Annotated in this window: 18 protein-coding genes and 1 riboswitch; of the genes, 2 read left to right on the forward strand and 16 right to left on the reverse strand. The window is 40.8% G+C overall.

Features of this window, described 5'->3' with window-relative positions:
• Positions 1-1,230, reverse strand: coding sequence for an MFS transporter (locus tag NST45_RS12925; protein WP_038570831.1), 1,230 nt, complete (start codon positions 1,228-1,230; stop codon positions 1-3).
• Between the two features lie 133 nt (positions 1,231-1,363).
• Here NST45_RS12925 and NST45_RS12930 point away from each other — a divergent pair, with 133 nt between their 5' ends.
• Complete coding sequence (locus NST45_RS12930) at positions 1,364-2,260, forward strand: LysR family transcriptional regulator (RefSeq protein WP_038570829.1); 897 nt, start codon at positions 1,364-1,366, stop codon at positions 2,258-2,260.
• 26 nt (positions 2,261-2,286) lie between these two features.
• Here the strand turns inward: NST45_RS12930 and NST45_RS12935 are convergent, their stop codons facing one another.
• Both NST45_RS12935 and NST45_RS12940 read right to left on the reverse strand, forming a co-directional pair.
• Entirely contained in the window at positions 2,287-4,050 is a 1,764-nt protein-coding gene (locus NST45_RS12935; protein WP_339825856.1) for an ABC transporter ATP-binding protein, read from the reverse strand.
• Positions 4,043-5,584 (reverse strand): ABC transporter ATP-binding protein, encoded by a 1,542-nt coding sequence (locus NST45_RS12940; protein WP_038570827.1) that lies wholly within the window; start codon positions 5,582-5,584, stop codon positions 4,043-4,045. The genes NST45_RS12935 and NST45_RS12940 overlap by 8 nt, the downstream gene beginning before the upstream one ends.
• A gap of 330 nt (positions 5,585-5,914) precedes the next feature.
• Here NST45_RS12940 and NST45_RS12945 point away from each other — a divergent pair, with 330 nt between their 5' ends.
• Positions 5,915-6,715, forward strand: coding sequence for a polysaccharide deacetylase family protein (locus NST45_RS12945; protein ID WP_038570825.1), 801 nt, complete (start codon positions 5,915-5,917; stop codon positions 6,713-6,715).
• A gap of 74 nt (positions 6,716-6,789) precedes the next feature.
• Here the strand turns inward: NST45_RS12945 and NST45_RS12950 are convergent, their stop codons facing one another.
• The 13 genes from NST45_RS12950 to NST45_RS13010 form a co-directional block, all read right to left on the reverse strand.
• Complete coding sequence (locus tag NST45_RS12950) at positions 6,790-7,932, reverse strand: copper amine oxidase N-terminal domain-containing protein (protein WP_038570823.1); 1,143 nt, start codon at positions 7,930-7,932, stop codon at positions 6,790-6,792.
• 68 nt (positions 7,933-8,000) lie between these two features.
• Positions 8,001-9,161, reverse strand: a complete 1,161-nt coding sequence (locus NST45_RS12955; RefSeq protein WP_038570821.1) for a DHHA1 domain-containing protein — start codon at positions 9,159-9,161, stop codon at positions 8,001-8,003.
• A 129-nt stretch (positions 9,162-9,290) separates the two neighbouring features.
• The gene (locus tag NST45_RS12960) at positions 9,291-9,518 is read right to left on the reverse strand and encodes a hypothetical protein (protein WP_036678084.1); all 228 of its coding nucleotides are present in this window, start codon (positions 9,516-9,518) and stop codon (positions 9,291-9,293) included.
• Positions 9,519-9,607: 89 nt separating this feature from the next.
• Complete coding sequence (locus NST45_RS12965; RefSeq protein ID WP_339825861.1) at positions 9,608-11,233, reverse strand: DUF4179 domain-containing protein; 1,626 nt, start codon at positions 11,231-11,233, stop codon at positions 9,608-9,610.
• Positions 11,211-11,801, reverse strand: a complete 591-nt coding sequence (locus tag NST45_RS12970) for a sigma-70 family RNA polymerase sigma factor (protein WP_076213308.1) — start codon at positions 11,799-11,801, stop codon at positions 11,211-11,213. Before NST45_RS12970 ends, NST45_RS12965 begins: the two co-directional genes overlap by 23 nt.
• A 111-nt stretch (positions 11,802-11,912) precedes the next feature.
• Positions 11,913-12,428, reverse strand: coding sequence for a GNAT family N-acetyltransferase (locus tag NST45_RS12975; RefSeq protein ID WP_339825864.1), 516 nt, complete (start codon positions 12,426-12,428; stop codon positions 11,913-11,915).
• A gap of 31 nt (positions 12,429-12,459) precedes the next feature.
• Positions 12,460-13,749: an amidase gene (locus tag NST45_RS12980; RefSeq protein ID WP_076213299.1), complete on the reverse strand. Its 1,290-nt coding sequence runs from the start codon at positions 13,747-13,749 to the stop codon at positions 12,460-12,462.
• 95 nt (positions 13,750-13,844) lie between these two features.
• Complete coding sequence (locus NST45_RS12985; protein WP_076213295.1) at positions 13,845-15,410, reverse strand: ABC-F family ATP-binding cassette domain-containing protein; 1,566 nt, start codon at positions 15,408-15,410, stop codon at positions 13,845-13,847.
• 445 nt (positions 15,411-15,855) lie between these two features.
• Entirely contained in the window at positions 15,856-17,166 is a 1,311-nt protein-coding gene (locus NST45_RS12990) for a voltage-gated chloride channel family protein (RefSeq protein ID WP_076213290.1), read from the reverse strand.
• 67 nt (positions 17,167-17,233) lie between these two features.
• A riboswitch (Fluoride riboswitch) is annotated at positions 17,234-17,296 on the reverse strand.
• Between the two features lie 7 nt (positions 17,297-17,303).
• The gene (locus NST45_RS12995) at positions 17,304-18,026 is read right to left on the reverse strand and encodes a YebC/PmpR family DNA-binding transcriptional regulator (protein WP_036678376.1); all 723 of its coding nucleotides are present in this window, start codon (positions 18,024-18,026) and stop codon (positions 17,304-17,306) included.
• A gap of 165 nt (positions 18,027-18,191) precedes the next feature.
• The gene (locus NST45_RS13000; RefSeq protein WP_076105623.1) at positions 18,192-19,319 is read right to left on the reverse strand and encodes a 5-methyltetrahydropteroyltriglutamate--homocysteine S-methyltransferase; all 1,128 of its coding nucleotides are present in this window, start codon (positions 19,317-19,319) and stop codon (positions 18,192-18,194) included.
• 139 nt (positions 19,320-19,458) lie between these two features.
• Positions 19,459-20,574: a 5-methyltetrahydropteroyltriglutamate--homocysteine S-methyltransferase gene (locus NST45_RS13005; RefSeq protein WP_036678098.1), complete on the reverse strand. Its 1,116-nt coding sequence runs from the start codon at positions 20,572-20,574 to the stop codon at positions 19,459-19,461.
• A gap of 16 nt (positions 20,575-20,590) precedes the next feature.
• On the reverse strand, positions 20,591-21,523 hold the full coding sequence (locus tag NST45_RS13010) for a LysR family transcriptional regulator (RefSeq protein ID WP_036678100.1): 933 nt from the start codon (positions 21,521-21,523) through the stop codon (positions 20,591-20,593).
• Positions 21,524-21,555: the final 32 nt, after the last annotated feature.

The following is a 21,555-nucleotide window of genomic DNA, read 5'->3' on the forward strand; positions in this document are numbered from 1 at the left end:
TTATACAACGTCTATATTTGATTTTTGTATGTGCAGCTTAGCTTTGGCCTGAGGTACATGATGGAGCAAATAGTACGCAGCAAGAGAAAGAAGTGTTACTCCCCCTGCAACCTCATACATCATTCGGTAATCTGTATAAGAAGCAATCAAACCCATGAAATAGGAGCCCGCTCCATAACCCAAATCAAATAACAAGAAAAAGGTCCCATTTGCACTACCTCTACGATCTTTAGCCGCTAATTTAAGCGCAAGAGTCTGGAAACATGGCATAAGTGCACCATATCCAATTCCCATAATGACACCAGACATCATTAACATCAAACCAGACCGAGCTTGACTTAAACTAAGCAATCCAACGGCGAAGATAATAATTCCGGGATAGATGAGAATATGCTCATTATATTTATCGAATACTTTACCTATAACCGGACGAAACAATACAATCATAATTGCAAAAGCCACAAAAAAATAACCAGTAAGCTGTGATTGATGGATTTCTTTCGTGAAAGAAGCTATAAATCCAGACAATGAGCTATAGGAAAAAGCAAGTGTAAATCCGACAAGTGAAATCGGCAAGGCTTTTGGCTCGATTACGTCTCTCCAGCGGAGCCCTTTTCGCGTCTTCGCAGGTTCCTTAATAGCTTCAATAACGTTAGCCTTATCTTCTTTTGGCATCCGAACACCTAACGTGAATAACAGCGAAAGAGCAGCAATCACACATACGCCTAACAGTAATACATTAATATTCTCATCTTTCCAGAGAAAAAGCCCCCATGCGGGTCCAATGACCATAGCAATGCTCATAAACATGCTAAAATAACCGATGCCTTCTCCTTGACGTGAATAAGGAATTAGCGTCGAGGCTATTGTACTTGTAGCTGTAGAGGCAACAGCATAACTCATTCCGTGTAGGAAACGAATCACCAGGAATAATACAATTCCATTAGATCCGAAGTAACCAATACAGGCGATTAGAAAAATGGTTAGGCCAATAACCGCCATTTTCTTTTTACCGAATTTATCGACCCATTGTCCCGAAAAAGGACGGATCAATACTCCCCCTATTACATAGATAGTAATCGCTAACCCCATTTGCTGCTGATTCCCGTGCAAACTTTCCTTTACGTATAACGGGAATGCAGTTGCTAGAATGTAAAAGGTCAGGAACATAAAAAAACTACTTAAGCAAACAACAATAAAATTCCGGGTCCATATTTTCTCTCTAATCACAACAGACTCTCTCCATCCTACCTATAACTTTTTATATGTTACAATAGTATAGGACTGAAAATTAATTAAGTAAAATACATATTATATGATCGATAGATCACATTAGAGTTATAAGTAAAGTGAGGTTTTTGTTATGGAATTCCTTCAGCTTCAATATTTCCAGGCAGTTGCACGCCATGAACACATGACTAAGGCCGCAAAAGAATTAAATGTATCTCAGCCCTCCCTTAGTAATTCCATACAGCGTTTAGAGAAAAACTTAGGTGTTCCCTTATTCGAGCGACAAGGCAGAAATATAAAATTGAACGAATTCGGCAAAACCTATCTGCAACGTGTCGAGCAAGCTTTTATGGAACTTGAAGAAGGACAGCGTGAGCTCACAGATATGGCTGGACTTGAACATGGTGTAATTTCTATTGCGGCCACACTCCCGTATGTATTGCCCACTTTACTAAAAGAATTTCTTACCCTTCATCCGCATGTACGGATTATCCAACGCCAGCTTGGCTCTGCGTTAGAAATGAGAAATGATTTAGAGAGTGCAGCGATTGATTTTTGCATATCATCTACACCTGTTACCGGACCAGATATCGAGTGGCTTACCTTAGCAGAAGAAGAATTATGTTTGACTGTGCCCAAGAATCATCGCTTTGCTAATCGAAAGAGTATTTCTTTGATAGAAGCAGCAGGTGAGAATTTCATTTCTTTATCTTCTAGATATAATTTCCGTGAAATTTCAGATGAATTTTGCCGACAAGCTGGATTTGAACCTCAAATTACGTTCGAGCTTGAAGAAGTAAGCGCCATTCAAACCCTAGTAGAAATGGGACTAGGAATCACCTTCACCCTCCCTCTCTCCTTAGGCAGAAGAAGTCAAAATACCGAAATTGTTCAATTAAAAATAACAGATCCGCTATGTCAACGCTCTTTTGGCATCGCATGGAGCAGAAAGCACTTTTTATCGCAAGCAGCTATACATTTCCGGAAATTTGCTGTGGATTTTTTTAGTAAACCTCATGAATATAATTAAGGTGAAAACTACTATGCTAAGCATTTTTAGTTATACCAAGATGATTGTAAAGCGTACATATCTGCATAAATCCCTTTATTATTTATTAAGTCTTGATGCTGCCCCACTTCAGCTATACTTCCATTATCAATAACATAGATCGTATCCACATTTTTCGCCCAGCCCAGTCTATGTGAAATGAAAATGGCAGCTTTATCTTGGCAGATATCTAATAATTGTGTATAGATCTGCATCTCAGCATTCGGATCAATCGCAGAAGTAGGTTCGTCAAACACTATAAGATCCGCATCATTATATAACGCACGCGCTATCGCCAGCTTTTGCCACTGTCCGCCTGATAGCTGCCTGCTTCCTTCAAGCATTTGACCTAACCTTACATCTAGTCCCCCTAATTCGTAAAACAAATCCATCAGCTCACATTTTTCCAGAATACTTAGTATTTTCACATCGTCCGGCGAAGATTTGGCATCACCCAACAGGATGTTTTCTCTTAGTGTCATTTCGAATTTAATAGAATGCTGGTACACGACGGATACTTTACCTTGAGATTCTGGACTGTCTTTCCAGTAAATAGATCCAGAACTAGCAGTGTACTGCCCTAATAACAATTTGATCAAGGTAGACTTTCCTGCTCCATTTTCTCCAACAATGGCTATTTTCTCACCGGGCTTTATGACCATATTGATGTTAGATAAAACATACTTACTGGATTTGGCGTATTTAAAATAAACATTTGAAACGGTAATAGGAAGCATAGATTCAGAGCTATTATTGATATTATTTTTTCGGAAATCTCTATTTTTATAGGTAAGCACTTCATTTAAGTCATATAATTTACTGCTGCTGATGTAAAGCTTGCTTAGCGGCCAGGTCAAACTCATGATTTTACCACCACAAGTTAACAAAGCCAGAAATAATACTGAGATTGTCCCCACAGTAACTGTATTTGACTCCCCCATTTTACTTAACAGATAGACCAATACGATAAAAATAGCACTCGTCTGAACCATAGCCACAATCATCCCTGTTTTGATTTCGAATTTCCTCGCACTATACCTTTTATCATGCTGCTTCTTCATAAGCTTTGCCCAGAGATCCGTAAAATAGGAGATAGAGTTATAGATTCGCATTTCCCTAATCGCATTAGGATCTTCCAAAGTTACAGCTAGATAATCCCCCATTCTTCCGTCAAAAGTAAGCTCTCGCCCTGTTCTTCTAACTTTAATCTCAGTAAACATTCGAAAAGATAAAGTAGATACGATCATTAAACCCACCACCAGTGTGACTAAAAAATATCCACTTGTAGCCGATAACCAGATGATACTTATAAGTCCTGAGATATTTCCTACACTGGACACCAAAAAACCAGTAATTCCCTCTAAATCTTCTCCAACTATTGTTTTAGCTCTTTGCAGCTTGTTCCCAAACTCTTCATCATCAAAATCCTCAAAGTCAACTTGGTTTGCAATATCTATCAGCTCGGATTGGAAAGCGAGAGTTAGTTCCGCATTCATTCGACTTTTCATTATGTTGGTTATACTCAATGAACAGGCTTGTACTCCATGAATTAAAACAAACCATAGAATCGGAATAAAGGTTATCGCACCAGCAGCAACTGCATTAATGATATGAACTTGAACAGAATACGAATAAAAAGTTAATAATCCACTGATTATAGGAACTATGATCGTTATTATTGAGATTACTGGACTTTTTCCAATCATCCGTGCCAGTATCGTTAAAATATTCTTAAGGTCTCTTCTCAGCAGAATCTCTCCTTTCTCAGCCATATAAAGAGGACTGGCGGTTAAACATTCCCCTGTACTTACCATCCAACTTCATTAATTCTTCATGTGTTCCACTTTCAACGATTTCTCCATGCTCAAACAGAAAAATTCTATCTACGAATTTGGACATATATAGCCGATGTGTCACAATAATGGAGGTCTGCTGCTCTCCTAATTTCATAAAGGTTTCAAACGCCTGCTGTTCCGCGTAAGGATCGAGGGCTGCAGTAGGTTCATCAAAAATCGTAAGCGAGCCGTTGTTGAGATAAGCACGTGCAATCGCAAGTCTTTGCCATTGTCCACCAGACAGATCGATCCCCCCAAACTGTGGACCTACTAGAGTGTCCAACGCAACACCATAAGAATCGGCTTCTGCTTTTCTCATCGCAGCTAATAATCTTGAATCGTCATACATGGCAGCAATATTCCCCATGGCTATGTTTTCTCGAATCGGTCTATGTAACTTAGTGAAATCCTGAAAAACAACTCTCACACCCTTTGTGATGTTATGAGCCAGCACTTCCTGCTCTCCATTAAACCACTGGATGTTTCCCGCTGTTGGATGATATAACCCTGCTATCAGCTTGATGAGCGTGGATTTTCCGGAACCATTCTCACCTACAAAAGCAACTCGTTCACCAGGATTGAGAGTCATGTTTATACTATTAAGCGTGTCCTGTGCATTGCTTGCATAACGAAAATTCAACTGCTGAATTGTGATCTGCATCGCATCGGTATTCCTTATGGAATCTTCCGGATCTCTTTGAACTTGCTCTTCAAGTTCCAAATACGCACTATACTCATTGAAGCGCAAGCGACTTTTGGTCAGATCAGAATACATCCTTGTTAGTGCAGGTATGACAATAAATATTTGACTAGATATTTGAAGTAATAATACGAAAAGTCCGGCGCTCTGCCCGCTACCTCCAAGTGTAATTGCTAAAATAGCAATCGTAAGCCCGTTTAATAAAGTCATAAGTATACTTTGGGAGAAGCTTAAGGTCTCAGATAAAACAACTTTTCGGTGCATTTGTTTGAAATTTCCATTGAAGAGCTCTTTCATTGCGGAAAACAAGTAGGAGGACATTCCGTACATTCTTACTTCCGGGAGGGTATTTCTACTAATCAGCAAATCAAAGATATAATTAATCATTCGTACAGAGGAGGTTTGATTCGCTGAAATAGCCTCTATTTTCCGAGAGATCCATCTCATGAGGTAAAGCTGCAGAATTTGTACAACTAAAATGAACACTGCCAGGATATAAAAGCCATAACAGGATAGGACTAAGATTAGTGCGATTAATGTTATAAAGTGGATTGTCACTCCGGTCCATTGATCTAACAAATCGATCAAGGAAAGCCGTTTTGCTTTTTCTCTAATCGTTTTTGTTGCGGGGTCTTCCAATAAAGCCATCGATAATTTAGAGGTCTTAGCCAAAATTTTATGTTCCAGTTCATAAATACTGGTTGCCGTTAAATTGGTTACAGAAATGGCTCGAAGAGAACCATTGATGCCAGCTAGATATAAAATTAACATCAGTGAACTTACCAATAGTAAGATATGTAGGTAGGCGTTAGGCGTGAAGTTCTGAATGAGGTCAACCACATATTTCGTTATGAACAGCTCGGCAAATAGAATTGGTGGGCTCAGCAGGTTAGTGATAAAATATAAAAGTGAGTTTCTTTTGTCTTTTACATAGAGTAGTTTTACAACGTAGAGAAAGTCAGGCAGATAGCATCTCTCCTTAAATGTATATTTTTCACTGAAAACTCTTTCCTTTTTAAACGTGGAATCTGATTATAACGTTAATTGTTTATAATTGGAAGAAGTAATTTCGATCTTACCAAATTATAGGAGTGTGAATTCATGAAACTTCAATTCAACTTATTCCCAGGCGGATTACCTAAGGCGCTCACTATGAGCTATGATGACGGCCAGAAACACGATATCCGCTTGGCAGAAATTTTTGATCAATATGGAATCAAAGGGACCTTCCATTTAAATAGTGCAATGATCAATGCACCTGGGTTCTTAACTCCCGCTGATGTTAAGCAATCACTCAGGAATCATGAAGTGTCCGCCCATTCCGTTACTCACCCACATCTAGAGCGTCTACCTTTACCGATGGTAATTGAAGAGCTGTTCGAAGACCGTAAACGACTGGAGAAGCTGGTGGATTATCCAGTGCGAGGCATGTCCTACCCCTACGGTACATACTCACAGGAGATAATTGCACCACTTCAGTCCGTTGGAATTGAATACAGCCGCACTGTTCACTCTACCAAACAGTTTGATATGCCTCTTAATTTCATGGAATGGCATCCAACCTGCCACCATATTGAAGATCTGCATCAGGTTTGGGAGAGATTCACAATGGAAGGACCCTCCCAGAAACTAAGACTCTGTTATGTTTGGGGCCATAGCTATGAGTTCGCACAGCAGAACAATTGGGAGCTTATCGAAACCTTTTGCCAACAAGCAGGTGGGCATTCAGATATTTGGTACGCAACCAATATTGAGATTTATGATTATGTCACTGCCCTGTATTCACTGAAATTAAGTGCCGACAAAACGATTATCCGCAACAATTCTGCCATAGATGTTTGGGTATCTATAAATGATCAACCCGTTCAGATTAAGGGTGGAAGTATGATGACGACGAAATAATCATAAATACATAAAAAAGAGCGATGTTCAACATCGCTCTTTTTTTGTACTAATTATATTGATGTGATTCCGAATTATTTCGCTTGAAGTGTATATGTCACTGTTTTTGCTTTTTCCTCAAGGATTGGCGTGTAGGTGAAGGTCAGTACATTCCCCTTACGGCTTTTCATCCCTAACATTCTGCTCAGAATGTATTGATCTCTGCCATCATTTACTTTATCCCATTCTTTACGATCCTCACTAGTAATCAGTTGTTCACTGAGATTGACGATTTCTCCTGTACTGCTGTAGACAATATATAATTGTGTTGTATCTAATAAGCGAACGAGTGCCACATCCTCCGCGGCGTACTCCACTATGAAATCACCGGTTGCCCCGGTTAATTTCTCCATCTCAAACAACTTGCCCAAACCGCCATCCTTAGTAATATACTGAACGTTCTTCCCATCGGTCATATACACCTGAGTGGAGGGCACTTGAGGCGCATGAGGATAAGCAGAGATCATATAATGATAATCCATTTGCTGAATTATTGTACCTGCTTGAACTAGTACCTGATAGCTGTTGCTGAAATCATTAAACATAGCATAGTGATTGTCTGTTAACTGGAGCAAGTACTTGCCATTTCCAAATTTCTTGATCTCAAATCCATGATTGTAAGCGGATCCCTTGAGCGGTAGTTGGCCAATAATTACTGGTTTCCCAGCTGCTGTAGCCCGGTAATATAAATCACCGTTTTTTTGAGATATCCAATAGGATCTTCCTTCTACAGAAGCGGCAACAAATCTAGGTTCATCAACGATGTGGATAATTCCATCCGTTTTATTTAGCCCCGCTTTACCCCCAAGTACACTGACCGCAGAGACCAATGGCACGTACAACGAACCTTTTATGATACGTGGAGATTTTGTTAATCCCATCGCTCCCCCGTTCACTTTTGACGTTGTAGCACCCGCAGTGAAGATGACTTCACGCTCTGGACGTACCAGCTTGGCCGTTTTTAATTTTTGATCCCACGATAACGTATAACCCATAGCATCTGCAAGTGATTTCAAAGGTACAAAAGTTGTATTCTCCGCGATGACTTGTTTACTGCTGATTCCAATTTCTTTATAGTTGAATTGAATTTGCTTGTCTGCTTGCGCAGATGCCGATCCATACCCAGTACTTAAAATCAAAACAGCAAAGATCCCTAGCGTTACTTTCCATTTATTCATTTCTATCCGTCTCCTTCGACATTATAATCATATGTAATTAGACGGAAGATAATGGAAAAAGTTTCATTTCACCCTCTAGCAAACTCATAAAAAGCCAAAGCATCCTCCCGAGTTGGGAATCCTGCTTGCGCCAGTTTATCGCTGCCCCCGCCTTTACCGTTGTAGCTGCCTAGATGAGCTTTGAAAAAAGCTCCACAGGAAATCTCCAGGCTCCCATTCTGCGCAAACACAACCTTATTCTCCGCAGAAGTAGCTAATAATACAGGAAGATCACATTTCGAAGTCAGCTTATTAGCTAAGCTCTGTAGATCTTTTAGCGATTTATCCTCAAATACTTGTGCGATTATCTTTCCCGCTTGCTCATTTAAAAGCTCTTGCACGACATAGTCGTCATTTTTTTCTTTAAGCAGGTTAATTTCAGCTTGCAGAAGCTTTTGTTCATTTTCCCATTTTTCAATTCGATCGATAATTTCATCTTTGCCTGTATTGAATTTGGAAGATAGTGTACCAAGGATTTGCTGACTGGTATTAAATTCCTCTAAAGCCCGGTATCCACATTTAAAATAAATCCGCGTATTCCCTTTTATTTTTTCAGCTTTCAGAAGCTTAATCATTCCAATTTCACCTGTTGAGGACACATGTGTCCCCCCACAAGCGTTGTATTCAACATCTTTGATCTCAACAATCCTGATGTTCTCTGTCACTTTTGGCTGTTTAACCAATTTAAGCTGTGAAGCCTCTTCCCCTGTTACGAAATAGCTGAGAATATTGTGATTTAAGTAAATCTGCCGATTAACTTCTCTCTCTATCGAGGACAGTTGACCAGCATTCAGTTCTGGCACTTCTATATCAATGGTGCAATAATCCTCACCTAAATGAAAGCTTAAGGTCATAAAGTTATGTTTTTCTAGACAAACCGCTGAGAGCAAATGCTGGCCACTATGCTGCTGCATATGGTCAAATCTTCTATTCCAATCGAGCTGGCAAGCTACCGATTCATCATTAGGTAAACGTTCCAGCTTATGTAGTACAAGCTCTTCCTCACTGATTACATCAAGCACAGGAATTCCCTGAATAGATCCTAGATCACAGGGTTGTCCACCACCATGCGGATAAAAAGCCGTCTCCTCCAAAAGAACATAAAGACCATCTTCTCGTTCTATGGTTTCAGTCACACGGGTTTGCCAATCAGTCAGGTATGTTGAATTGTAGTATAATTTGTTGGTCATAAATGGTTTCCTCTCTTTTTTACGTTATCGACATATTAAGTTTATAGTATCATAACGGATAGTGTGAATCTTATTATTTCAAAAAAACCAGCTCCACGCAAAAGCTGCGTAGAACTGGTATTAGGGTAATTAACAAGAACAAGTAGCATCTTTTAAATTTCTAATGGCAATTGCATTTAGTCGAAGCGCTTCTACTATTGAGTCTCTTACTGCTAACAATTCAAATCTTTCACGACTGCCAATAGGCAACCTGCAAAGAATGGCTTCAATTCTTTTAAGACTTTCTTTCAGAATCACTCTTTGCTTACGCAATGCGTTCAAAGCTCTTTGAATTTTTCTCTTCTCTGCAGCAGTCATAAACTACCACCTCTTTTCGATTGTGATAGTATATGAGATGCTTATTCCCCCTTATTTGCTTGTACAATCCGGAAACCAAATAACTATATTTACTCTTTTTTGCTAGCTTCCATGATAGGAACGGACCAGTCTACATTAGTATACATTCGATTGTTTATCGTGCGTATTAATTGAAGCTGCTCGGGAATTTGTGTAAGGCCTTCGGCACGGAATTGGAAATATTTCTTTTGATTATTTGACTGAGATTGAACAATTATAATATATCCATCCTTCCATCCTTCCCCTTTGATAGAATGCGCTCCTTGTTTAGTGAGTTTGTATTCCTTGCCATCCATTGTCTTGAACATCCATTCATCATTCATAAATTCATTTTTCAATCTTCCGCTAAAATGTAATACACCTTCCTTCGCTGATACATTGTTATCGGGAGACGATTCCACTATAAAATCATTTAACATCAGCTCATCCCCGTCAAAAGCAAAGGGAATCGGATGTTCTTTCAACTTGGCTGGCTCAAATTGCACACTAGAACCATCCTTCTCTGGGATAAAATATCCATCCAATACGAAAGTATAAGGCGTATCCTGTGGTAAATATTTAAACGTATAGCTCCAGTGCATAAGTCCCTTTGTTGCCCCGGGAATGTTAGAGTAGGACATCACGCTATTCTTATTAGGAAACTTTCTAGCATTAACACTGTGAATCTCTTCTCCTGCTGTATCCTCAAAATGGAATTTCAAGCCCTGTTGCTTCCATAGTTCGCCAGGAGAACGGGTCAATGCCTCTTCACTCAATTGCGTATCAAACTCAAAACGAACACCTTGCACCATATGAGTTAATTTTTTCAAGGTCACAGTTAAACCGTCCGGGGAGGTGTAGCTACCCGTTAGTGGCATGGAGGTTGTTTGTTTATTCGCTTCTGTCATATCCATAGAAAAATCGAAATTCCAATCGCCTTTAAGAGTAGGGATGTTCTTGCGTTCACTTCCCAATTCAGTAATATGACCTTCGACCGTAATTCGATCAGTTTGCAGAGGTTCAGTGAAATTAGCGATCAAATAGTAAAAGTCACTGGTAAATCCTATATCGTATAACTCCCCAACAACCTTCCCTTGATCATCCTTAATCGCAATACTGTTCCCATCATTAAGGGCCAACCGCTTTTTATCATGCTTTCCATCTGGTCCAAACAATTGTAACGCAACAATTACCCGTGTAGGATCTGCCACTGCTTCATCTATTTTGATTGTGTAGCCCTTATCCTTCACCTTAATATTAGGATGCTCTACCAACCCAAATTCTTGTGCTCGTAGAAGGCCAATGTCCATGTTGTTTTTCACAAAAAGAGAACGTAAAGTCTCTGCCAGTGTAGGAACGGAATATAAGATCACGGCACTTAGCACAACCAGTAACAACGCCGCACCCATAAATAATCTCAGCAATTTATTGCGCTTCGGATGCTTGCGATTCCTTTGTGTTGGAGTAAATTCCTCAAGCTCTACTTGTTCCAAAGAAGCCATTACTTGAGCAGTAAATGAATCTGGTAAGCGCTCTTCATACATAGCCTGCGACCATTCAGCTTGTTCTTCAAGCTCTGCTTCGTAGATCATATTACAATGCGTACAAGTTGCCATATGTTCAGCTACGGCTTGATCTCGTAAGATAGATTTGCTTAAAATATATTCTTCGATCTCATAGGAATTTAAGCACCTCATCGGTCTTCACCTCCTGGAGTGTAATTAGCTGCTTCAAACGCTGTTTAGCCCGGTATAAATCATTTTGAATCTTGCTTAATGGAACATCTAGAACCATACACATTTCTTCATAGCTTAAATCATTGGTATAACGAAGCAGTAAAGCCGTACGATAATTAGACGGGAGCTTCTGCATCAGGTGAAGCAGCTCTGTGCGATGCTCCGATCGCATTAATTCTTCTTCTGGATTATCCGAAAGAGAATGTTCGGCATTGTTGTCCGGCAAACTCGCTGTCGGTCGGTCTTTTTTCCACAAATCCTTCAGTAAATTAGTAGCGATAGCATATAGCCACGCCGCAAAATTCTTATCCAAATCATGTGAGGCCAGCTTGCGGTAAGCTTTAATAAACGTCTCCTGTGTTATGTCTTGTGCATCTTGATGATTGGCTCCCATTCCTCGCATAAGCCCATAAATTTTATTCTTATATCGATTTACAAGATACGAATAGTCTTCTTTATGTCCATCGAGAATATTTTGGATCCATAGCCTCTCATCCTCTTTTTCAACTTTCGATACATGTCCCTTCACCCTGAAGCCTCCTTGAAGCACGATACTTTATAGACGATCCCTATTAAAAAAACTCTCACTTTATACAAAAAAAAGTAGATCTTCAAATAAAACAAAGACCTACTGTGTAATCTACCGATTACGTTTTAGAACAAAATACAACAATTGATCACGAAGTTCAGCGTCCTGCTCAAACCCTAATCGCTCTAGCAGCATTAAGGATCTAACATTCTCTGGCTCAACTGTAGCGTCAATACTAGTAAACCCCAAATTCAAGAATCCCAAATCAATAATCTCTTTCATCACTTCGTACATGTAGCCTTTGCCCCAGAACGCTCTGGATAAATCATAGCCTACCTCTGCTGTAAATTCATTGCCTACTCTTCTTAAATAATGATATCCGCAGGTACCGATAAACTCATTATTCGCTTTTTCGAACATTCCCCATCTGCAACCCGAATCGTCCAAATGATACTGAATGATCTCTTCAGCTTCTTTTAGATCTTTGCAGGGCTCAATGTCCATATATCTAGTTACTTCTTCATCAGAAAAATGTCTAAAGACTACATTTGCATCCTCTAGATTTAAAATCCGCAATTCAATTCTTTCTGTATGCAACGCAGGAAACACAACACTTTGACTGTTCAACTTAACACCTTCCATTTCTACAGCAATAAAATCACTGAAGCGCTAAAGAAACATCTTTACTCCAATAAATTAACTCTTCATCCCTACCATATGCCCCGATACATTGAAACCCTAATGGCATGTTATTTATAGTGGCAGCTGGAATACTCACCGCAGGCGCTCCAGCATATGACCAAATGGCCGTCATTCCGGTCCATCCGGTTCGTGTTCCCCACAGCGGAGCTGTTCCTGCCTGAGCCGGCGAAACCCACAGATCAATCCCCTGTGAATTCTGCACATCTAATAGATCATTTCTGAGCTTGAGTTGTCCGCTACGATATCCTTCCAGTTCTTCCTCAGTAATGGTTCGTCCAGATAAAATAGCCTGCCGTACGGTATCATCATAAAGATCTTTATAAACATCAAATAGTGGATCATGGACTTGCGCCATTTCTCCATGTACAAACCGCACCATGGCATCTCCGTAGATAAAGCTATCTTCCCACGGCATCGCAACTGTTTTTATGCTGAACCCTGCTTCCTCAAGCTTCTTAAGCTGCTTCTGAAAGGTTATCTTGGTGTCATCCTCCAATAATGTCATGTATACACCTTCGGGTATCCCCAGTACAGGTTTACGAGCTTCTTTAAAAGGTCTCCATCCCGTTACAAGCTCAGCGGCGAGAAAGTCCATACCCTCCATATCCTGAGTGAAAAATCCAAACGTATCAAAAGATGGCGACATCAATTGGACACCATCTATAGGGATACGCGCATAACTAGGTTTAAAGCCGACCACTCCGCAAAATGAAGCAGGTGCCATAACAGAACGCAAGGTTTGTGTACCTATCGCAAATGGACAGATGCCCGCGGCAACCGCAGCAGCAGAGCCTGCACTAGAACCGCCAGGCGTATGTTCCAGCTGATAAGGATTGCGGGTTGTGATAGGTCCGGCATAAGCAAATTCCTCCGTCACTGTTTTGCCGGTGAACCAAACCCCCTTTTGCCGAAGCTTTTGAATAAAACTACCTTCAGACTTCGTCAAAGCTTGTGGGGGGAGGTTCGACCCTGCACGGGTAGGCAACCCATCTAAGTGAATTAAATCTTTGATTCCAGCAGGTATTCCATATAGCGATGGTTTAGGAATTTCTGAATACTTCTCTCTTACCCCAGCCACTTCATTTTTTATTCTATCTGCTCGGTTCTCCTCTAGCACAAAAGCACGCACGTGTGGTTCTACCTTATCGTAAAGATCTAAATATTGTGTAAGATATCTATCCATGGTTACATCTGAGGTCTTATTGCCCTGAGCAAACTGAGCTAACGAAGATTTATTAATGTACATGTCTGATTGGAACCCTCCTTAATATTCACTTAAACCAGGAAGCCATTTGAAGACGATTGTATTAATTTGGAACAGCTTCATGTTACTAGTTAACCTTATCTATGGCTATACTTTAGTTCTCTATTTCTATTTTCATCCACAATATTGATTACACGATCCACCCACCCTTGATAAAATTGCTCCTCATGAGAAACCAGAATCACTGTACCTTTAAATTGGATTAAAGCTTTCTGTAAAGCATCTTTCGTTTCGGCATCTAAGTGATTGGTGGGCTCATCTAAGATTAAGAAATTACATGCTGTAAGCAATAAAAGACACAGCTTAACTTTAGATTGTTCGCCACCGCTGAGTGTACGGATAGGCTGTGTAACGTGACTATCTTTTACAACACATAATGCTAGATGACGACGTATTTCCTTAATAGTCAATTTTGGATAAAACGATGAGACGATTTCAATAGGTGTCATGTTATCGTTTTCCCAAATTAAATCTTGCTCGTAGTAACCAATAGAGACTTGTTCGGCAAAGCGGAAAGCCCCGGCAACACAGGGGATTTGACCAACTAATGTTTTCAGCAATGTTGATTTTCCGATGCCGTTAAAGCCTGTAATGACTATCTTTTGTCCTCCTCGAATCGAGAATTTTAATTTTGGCAGCAGCGGCTTCTCGTAACCAACCACAAGATGGTCTACTCTAAGCGCTACTTGTGCATTAGCAGGAAGCTCTTGAAAACGGATAGATGCTTTAGTGACAAACGTCGGTGCAGCGACTCTCTCCATACGATCCAGCTGCTTCTGACGGCCACGGGCAATTCTAGAATTAACACCAGCACCATTTTTCCGGATATATTGCTCAGTGGCTTCAATTTTCTTCTGCTGTGCATGGTACTGCCGGATATGGCTCTCGCGAAAATGCTCCTTCTGTCTCAAAAAATCAGCATATTTGCCATGATATTTCTTAATCGTTTCCCCTTCAATATCGCAAATGCTTGTTGATATTTTATCGAGAAAAGCATAGTTATGAGAGACCACAATGAAGGCTTGATCGAACGCTATCAGATATTCAGCAAGCCAGTTAATATGCGTGGTGTCAAGATAATTGGTGGGCTCGTCGAGCAATAACACATCAGGTTGTTCAAGCAACAGCTTTGCCAATATAACTTTGGTTCGCTGCCCCCCACTAAGCTGATCAATAGGACGGTCCATCCCCATTGCGTTTAATCCTAGCCCCGTAACCACTTTACTGATATTGCTCTCGATAGAATAATAGTTGAGCGCCTCGAGTCGTTGTTGAAGGTCTGCTGCCTTCTGCAAAAGCACTTCATTGCCAGTAACTGCACATTCCGCATAAAGTGCATTCATCTTTTCTTCCATTTTGTATAATTCAGTGAACGCTCGCCTTAAATAACTTTGAACTGTACTTGACCCATCAATAACCGCGTATTGATCAAGATGGCCTATTTTGATATTGGGCTGCCATTTAATCGTTCCACCATCAGGAATCACCTCGCCCGTCAGAATACCAATTAATGTGCTTTTCCCTGTTCCATTCTGACCCACCACACCTACATGCTCCCCTTTGTAGACTTCCAAAGAAACCTGTTTATACAGCACTTTATCTCCAAAAGCATGTGATAAATTAGAAACCTCAAGTAAACTCATTTACTTTCCTCTTTTCTATAATTGTTTTTAAGCACAAAAAAAGCAGAAGACACCGCGCCCTTGGGCGCAAGCCTTCTGCTTATCCGTGCACGAATAGACGGCACAAATAGATAATTGTCAGTTTGGAAACTGAACATTATAAACACAAAAGGCTGTAGACGAAAATTGTCTACAGCCTCTTAATCATTAACATCGGAAGATGGCGTAATCAAATAAGCATGAATAATCACACTAAAATGACCTAGCTATCTTTCGATGATATAAAAAGCGATTCGCTTTTTGATTAAGCTCCGGACAACGTTTCATCGTTTGTATCCGATTGTTCGGAGCAGCTTCTGGTATATAATTTTTCAGTTTCCACATGAATCATGTTGAACCATCCCTTCGTTTGGTAACAGTTTAAAACGCATGCCGTTACTTGTCAACCATCATCCGAGAGGTCCTCTTATTTTTTGCGGGTGCGTTTGACCGTACCGATCCTAGTCCCTTGAGGAATTGTAATGAACTGGCTCTTCGATACACCGATAAGCTGTGAAGTATAAATACTACTATGTCCGGAGAATAAATAACTCACCACACAAGCGATAAACATGTATATGGCTCCTTCCGAACCAAACAGCTCGATCCCCATTAAAAAGCAAGCGATAGGCGTGCTAGTAGCTCCACAGAAGACAGCAATAAAACCGAGGGCACCTAAAAAGGGTCCATACACATGTAATATTTCAGCCAAAGCATTGCCTAGTGTGGCACCAATCACAAATAACGGAGTAACCTCACCACCCTGAAATCCTGTTCCTAAGGTAAAGGCAGTAAAGATCAGCTTCCATAAAAAAGCGAACGGTGAGATATCTCCCTCAAAAGAATCCTTGATTAATGGAATTCCGAGGCCTAAGTAATCACGAGACCCTACAAGGAATACTAAGGCAATGATAATTAATCCACCTACTGCACCTTTTATCATTGGATTGCTTATCATGGCGGTGAAGGTTCTTTTTAGAAAATGAGTCAGTTCACTGAAAAGCATACTCACGAGACCAAAAATTACAGAGGCCAATACCACTTTTAGAATAATCATTAAACTTAAGGCTGGAAATTCATTCACTACATAGTGTGTATGATGAACGCCCCACAATCGAGTGGTGACCAGATCACCAACAAAGCTAGCCACAAAACATGGAAGTAATGCCTGTTGACTAATAAGTCCAATGGTTACTACCTCTAGACCAAACAAAGTTCCTGCTAGTGGAGTGCCGAATATAGATCCAAAACCACCGCTAATTCCGCACATTAACAATATTTTGCGATCCATAGGACTGATTTTAATCAGCTTTCCGAACCATTCCGCAAGGCTTCCGCCCATTTGAACAGCTGTCCCTTCACGCCCAGCGGATCCACCGAATAAGTGGGTTACTAATGTTCCGAACAACACCAATGGAGCCATTCGCAAAGGTATGGTTTCTTGTCCGTCCTGAATTTGTTCTAGAATGAGGTTATTGCCTTTAGAACTGTTCTTGCCATATCGCATATATAAGAAACTAACAAGTACTCCCCCAAGAGGCAACAAATAAAGTAGCCACGGATGCTCTAAACGTACATCTGTAACGTAATCCAAGCTTTTCAGAAAAAAAGCAGAGGCGGTGCCGGATAAAATGCCAACCACACTACCAAGCACAATCCATTTGATAAAAGTACTCCAAAGTGCAAAATAACTTCGCTTCTTAGTGATTTCAAACCATCGGGTAGACCATGGATTCATCTCGACAGCTCCTAAGGACAAAATAAATTAGTCTCAACAATAAAACAGACCCCTACCAGGGAAGCTCACACTGGTAGGAGTCATTAGTCTCAGAGAGACAGTTATGGCGAACTCCATCGCCCTTTATAAAACTTAAATTATTCTTCTTCTGAATCTACGTTATGATACACTTGTTGAACATCTTCCAGGTCTTCCAAAGCATCAATCAATTTCTCGAATTGAGCTTGAGCATCTTCTGGGAGTGCCACATAGTTTTGTGGAAGCATGTTTAACTCAGCAACAGTAAATTCAGTGATGCCTGCATTTTTGAATACTTCTTGCACTGCATTGAACTGATCAGGCTCTGCATAAACAATAACTGCATCATCCTCTTCCAGCACATCGCGTACATCAAGTTCTGCATCAAACATCATTTCAATTACTTCATCAGCAGTTTTACCTTCCACACCTATAACGGCCGTAGAGTCAAACATGTAAGCTACTGATCCGCTGACACCCATATTTCCGCCATTCTTACTGAAGGTTGAACGGATCAATGGAGCTGTCCGGTTAACGTTATTTGTGAGCGCATCAACGATGATCATTGAACCGCTAGGTCCAAATCCTTCATAACGAAGCTCTTCATAATTTTCTTCAGCGCTGCCTTTAGCTTTATCAAGCGCACGGTCAATGATCGCTTTTGGTACATTGTAAGTTTTTGCACGTTCTAATACAACTTTCAGAGCCCGGTTCGCTTCTGGATCGGGTTCACCCTTCTTTGCTGCTACATAAATCTCAACACCAAACTTTGCATAAACACGACTTGTGTTTGCGTCTTTGGAAGCTTTCTTTTCTTTAATATTATTCCACTTACGACCCATATTGTTCCCGCTCTCTTTCAACATGAATTAAAAACAATTGTTACTTATTATACCCTTCTTCGATAGCTCTAGTAAAGTGCAGTAGTAGGTTAATCCTCTAAGCTGTCACAATACGCATAGAAAAAGGCTTCTGATTCAATCAGGAGCCTGCTAATTTTTTATAGATTACTGCCATATTTCATCTGCAATCTCTTTAATAAACTGCAGTTTGTCCCATTGTTGTTGATCTGTCAGATGGTTTCCTTCTTCCGTAGAGGCAAAACCACATTGTGGGCTCAGGCACAACTGATTGATATCCACATATTGCGAAGCTTCTTTAATCCGTCCTATGATTTCTTCTTTATTCTCAAGCTCACCTGACTTCGAACTGAACAAACCTAAAACCACTTGTTGATCTTTAATAAATCTAAGGGGTGCAAAATCTCCGGCCCGATCCGTATCGAACTCCAGATAGAAACCATCTACATCCACCGTTCCGAATAACACTTCTGCGATAGGCTCGTATCCGCCGGATGCTGCCCAAGTGGACGCATAGTTCCCACGGCATACATGCATCGTAATTACCATATCTGCTGGATGATCTTTTATCGCTTCGTTATTTACAAATGCGTATAGCTTAGCGATTTCGTTAACATCTACACCCTCTTTTTGACGAGCTTCCCAATATCCTTTATCACAGAGCATCCCCCATGTGCAGTCGTCCAATTGCAGATTACGGCAACCTGCCTCATAGAAGTCGCGAATAACTTCACGATAAGCTGCAGCAATATCAGCCACTAGTTCATCCTGGTTGTTGTAAACCGCTACAGTTGTCTTTTGATTGCGCTGAAGTTCAGCAAGGAACTGCGCTGGCGAAGGAATCGTTTGGCGAGCTACTACATCATTTCCCGCTATGCTAACCAATTGTCTGTAGTCAGCGATCATCGGATGGTTAGTCCCACGGATTTTTCCGGATAATTCTGCAGTTTCCGCTCTAGTCTCTACACCATTAAACAGGTAGCCCACTGGGCTGACTTTCTTTGTTACCCCTTCAAGGCCCCACATAAAATCTAAATGCCACCAAGAGCGGCGGAACTCTCCATCCGTTACACCTTTTAATCCGACCGCTTTTTGTCTTTTCACGACTCTGGTAATCTCTGTATCTTCAACCTTGCGCAATTCATCAGCGGAGATTTCATTATTTTGATATTGGACACGAGCTCTCTTAATCGTTTCCGGACGTAAGAAGCTGCCAACGATATCTACTCTGAATGGCACTTCAGTTCTTTGATTTCCTTTTTGGATGGTACTCATAGGGGTTCGTCCTCCTTCTTTGTCTGTGCTTTTCTGTTGAATTCACTATAGCACTGTACAATCAGGACAGGGTAACTCCTAAAAACTATGGCCTACCATAAGCTTACGCTATAGCAGGCCACCAAATTAGCTTATTTAATTATAACCAGACCTCTCGGGCGGTTTCGATCACAAGGCGTACTTTATCCCACTGCTCTTCTTCGGTTAGAATATTTCCTTCCTCCGTAGAAGCAAATCCACACTGGGGACTTAGGCACAGCTTCTCAATATCTACATATTGCGCGGCTTCTTCGATCCTTGCCTTAAGCTGCTCTTTACTCTCCAGACCCCCATGTTTGGTTGTCACTAATCCCAACACTACAAATTGGTCTTTAATAAATCGTAAAGGCTCGAAATCACCAGCTCGTTCATTATCATATTCCAAGAAAAAGGCATCAACTTTTGTATTGGAAAAAAGCACCTCGGCAACAGGCTCATAACCACCAGCAGCGAACCAAGTGGAGCGAAAATTACCTCGGCATACGTGCAGAGCGATGGTCATATCATGCGGACGCTTCGCAATACTCTCATTAATCAGCCTAACATAATCCTTTGCTAACTGATCTGGATCTGTACCTCTACTGCGTAAATGTGCGCGATGTCTACCACTGCTCAGCGTTCCCCAAGTTGTATCGTCTAACTGGAGGTAACGGCAGCCTGCATCGTAAAATGCTTGAATCGCAGTTTGGTAAACCGCTATGATATCTTGAAATAAAGTTTCCTTATCAGGGTAAACTTCATTTCCATTAAACTCCTCCACAAAGTGAAATAATGCAGGTGAAGGAATCGTCATTTTGGGTATTCGGTCTCCCGCCATTTGCTTGAGCTTGATAAATTGCTGGAGCATCGGATGATCTTCAAAGGAAATTCGGTCAACAATTCGGAATGATTCCGCGCGCTGAACCGTTTCCGCTCTTCCACTCCCTTGGTTTAAGTTAATTTTTTCAGTTCCTTTAATTCCAACAAAGAAATCAAGATGCCACCAGGAACGGCGAAATTCACCATCTGTAACTGCTAATAATCCTACTTCCTTTTCTAGTTCCAGTAGTTTAGCAATCTCAATATTCTCTATTTCATAAAGCTCACTTCCTGTGATTTCACCATTCTCATATTGGAGGCGGGCTGCTTTAATTTCTTCCGTACGCAAGAAGCTGCCGACGATATCATAGCGAAAGGGTGGAGCATTTCTCTGGGTGCCAGTTACGGGTCTAATCATACCGATCCTCCTACAGCTATAGTAAAAAATGATTTAGATCAAAATAACTTCCGGAAACCAAGTCATTTAAGATTTCTATATACTTGGATGCCATCACACTAGGTCTGCGATCTTTATGTGCAATCCAACCAACCGTGAATACTTCATTACTCTCAAATGGAATCGTCTTCAGTCCATTACCGTTCAGATCGGATGCCATGATTCCTGTACCCACCGTATAACCGTCCGTGCCCATTAATAAATTGGTCAAGGTTGCCCGGTCATTCACTTTAATATTCTTCTCAATCTGAGAAAAACTTAACATTTCCTCCGAGAAGTGAAGTGAATTGTTCTCACCTTGTTCAAAAGTAATATACGGAAAAGGTAAAATATCGTCCTGCGAAATCCTTTCCTTCTGGGCAAGCGGATGTTCAGTTCTGACATAAAGATGTGGGTCGGTATTAAAGAGTGGCGTGAATTTCAGATTACCATCACTGAACAGCTTATTCATATGCTTATAGTTGCTCTCGTTAATATAAAGAATCCCTAAATCGCTACGGAGGGTACGCACATCTTCGATGATGTCGTAGGTTTGCGTCTCTCTCAAGCTGAAGTTGTACTCTGAGACATCACTTTGCTTCATGAGACTCACAAAAGCATCTACCACAAAAGCATAATGCTGAGTCGAAATGGAAAAATAGATTGGGCTACGCTTTTTCCCAGTATAACGATTCTCCATAAGCTCTGTTTGTTCAATGATTTGACGGGCATATCCGAGAAATTCCATTCCTTCTACAGAAATGCTTATTCCACGGTTCGTCCGTTCAAAGATGGTAATCCCAAGTTCATTTTCAAGCTCTTTAATAGCGTTGGACAGGCTCGGTTGAGAAACAAAGAGCTTCTTTGCCGCCTCATTCATGGAGCCACTATTTGCAATTTCGATAGCGTAGCGGAGCTGCTGCAACGTCACTCCTATTCCCCCTGTTCCAGACCTATTCGTAC

The organism is Paenibacillus sp. FSL R7-0163 (genome assembly GCF_037969975.1).
GTDB lineage: Bacteria > Bacillota > Bacilli > Paenibacillales > Paenibacillaceae > Paenibacillus_AQ > Paenibacillus_AQ odorifer.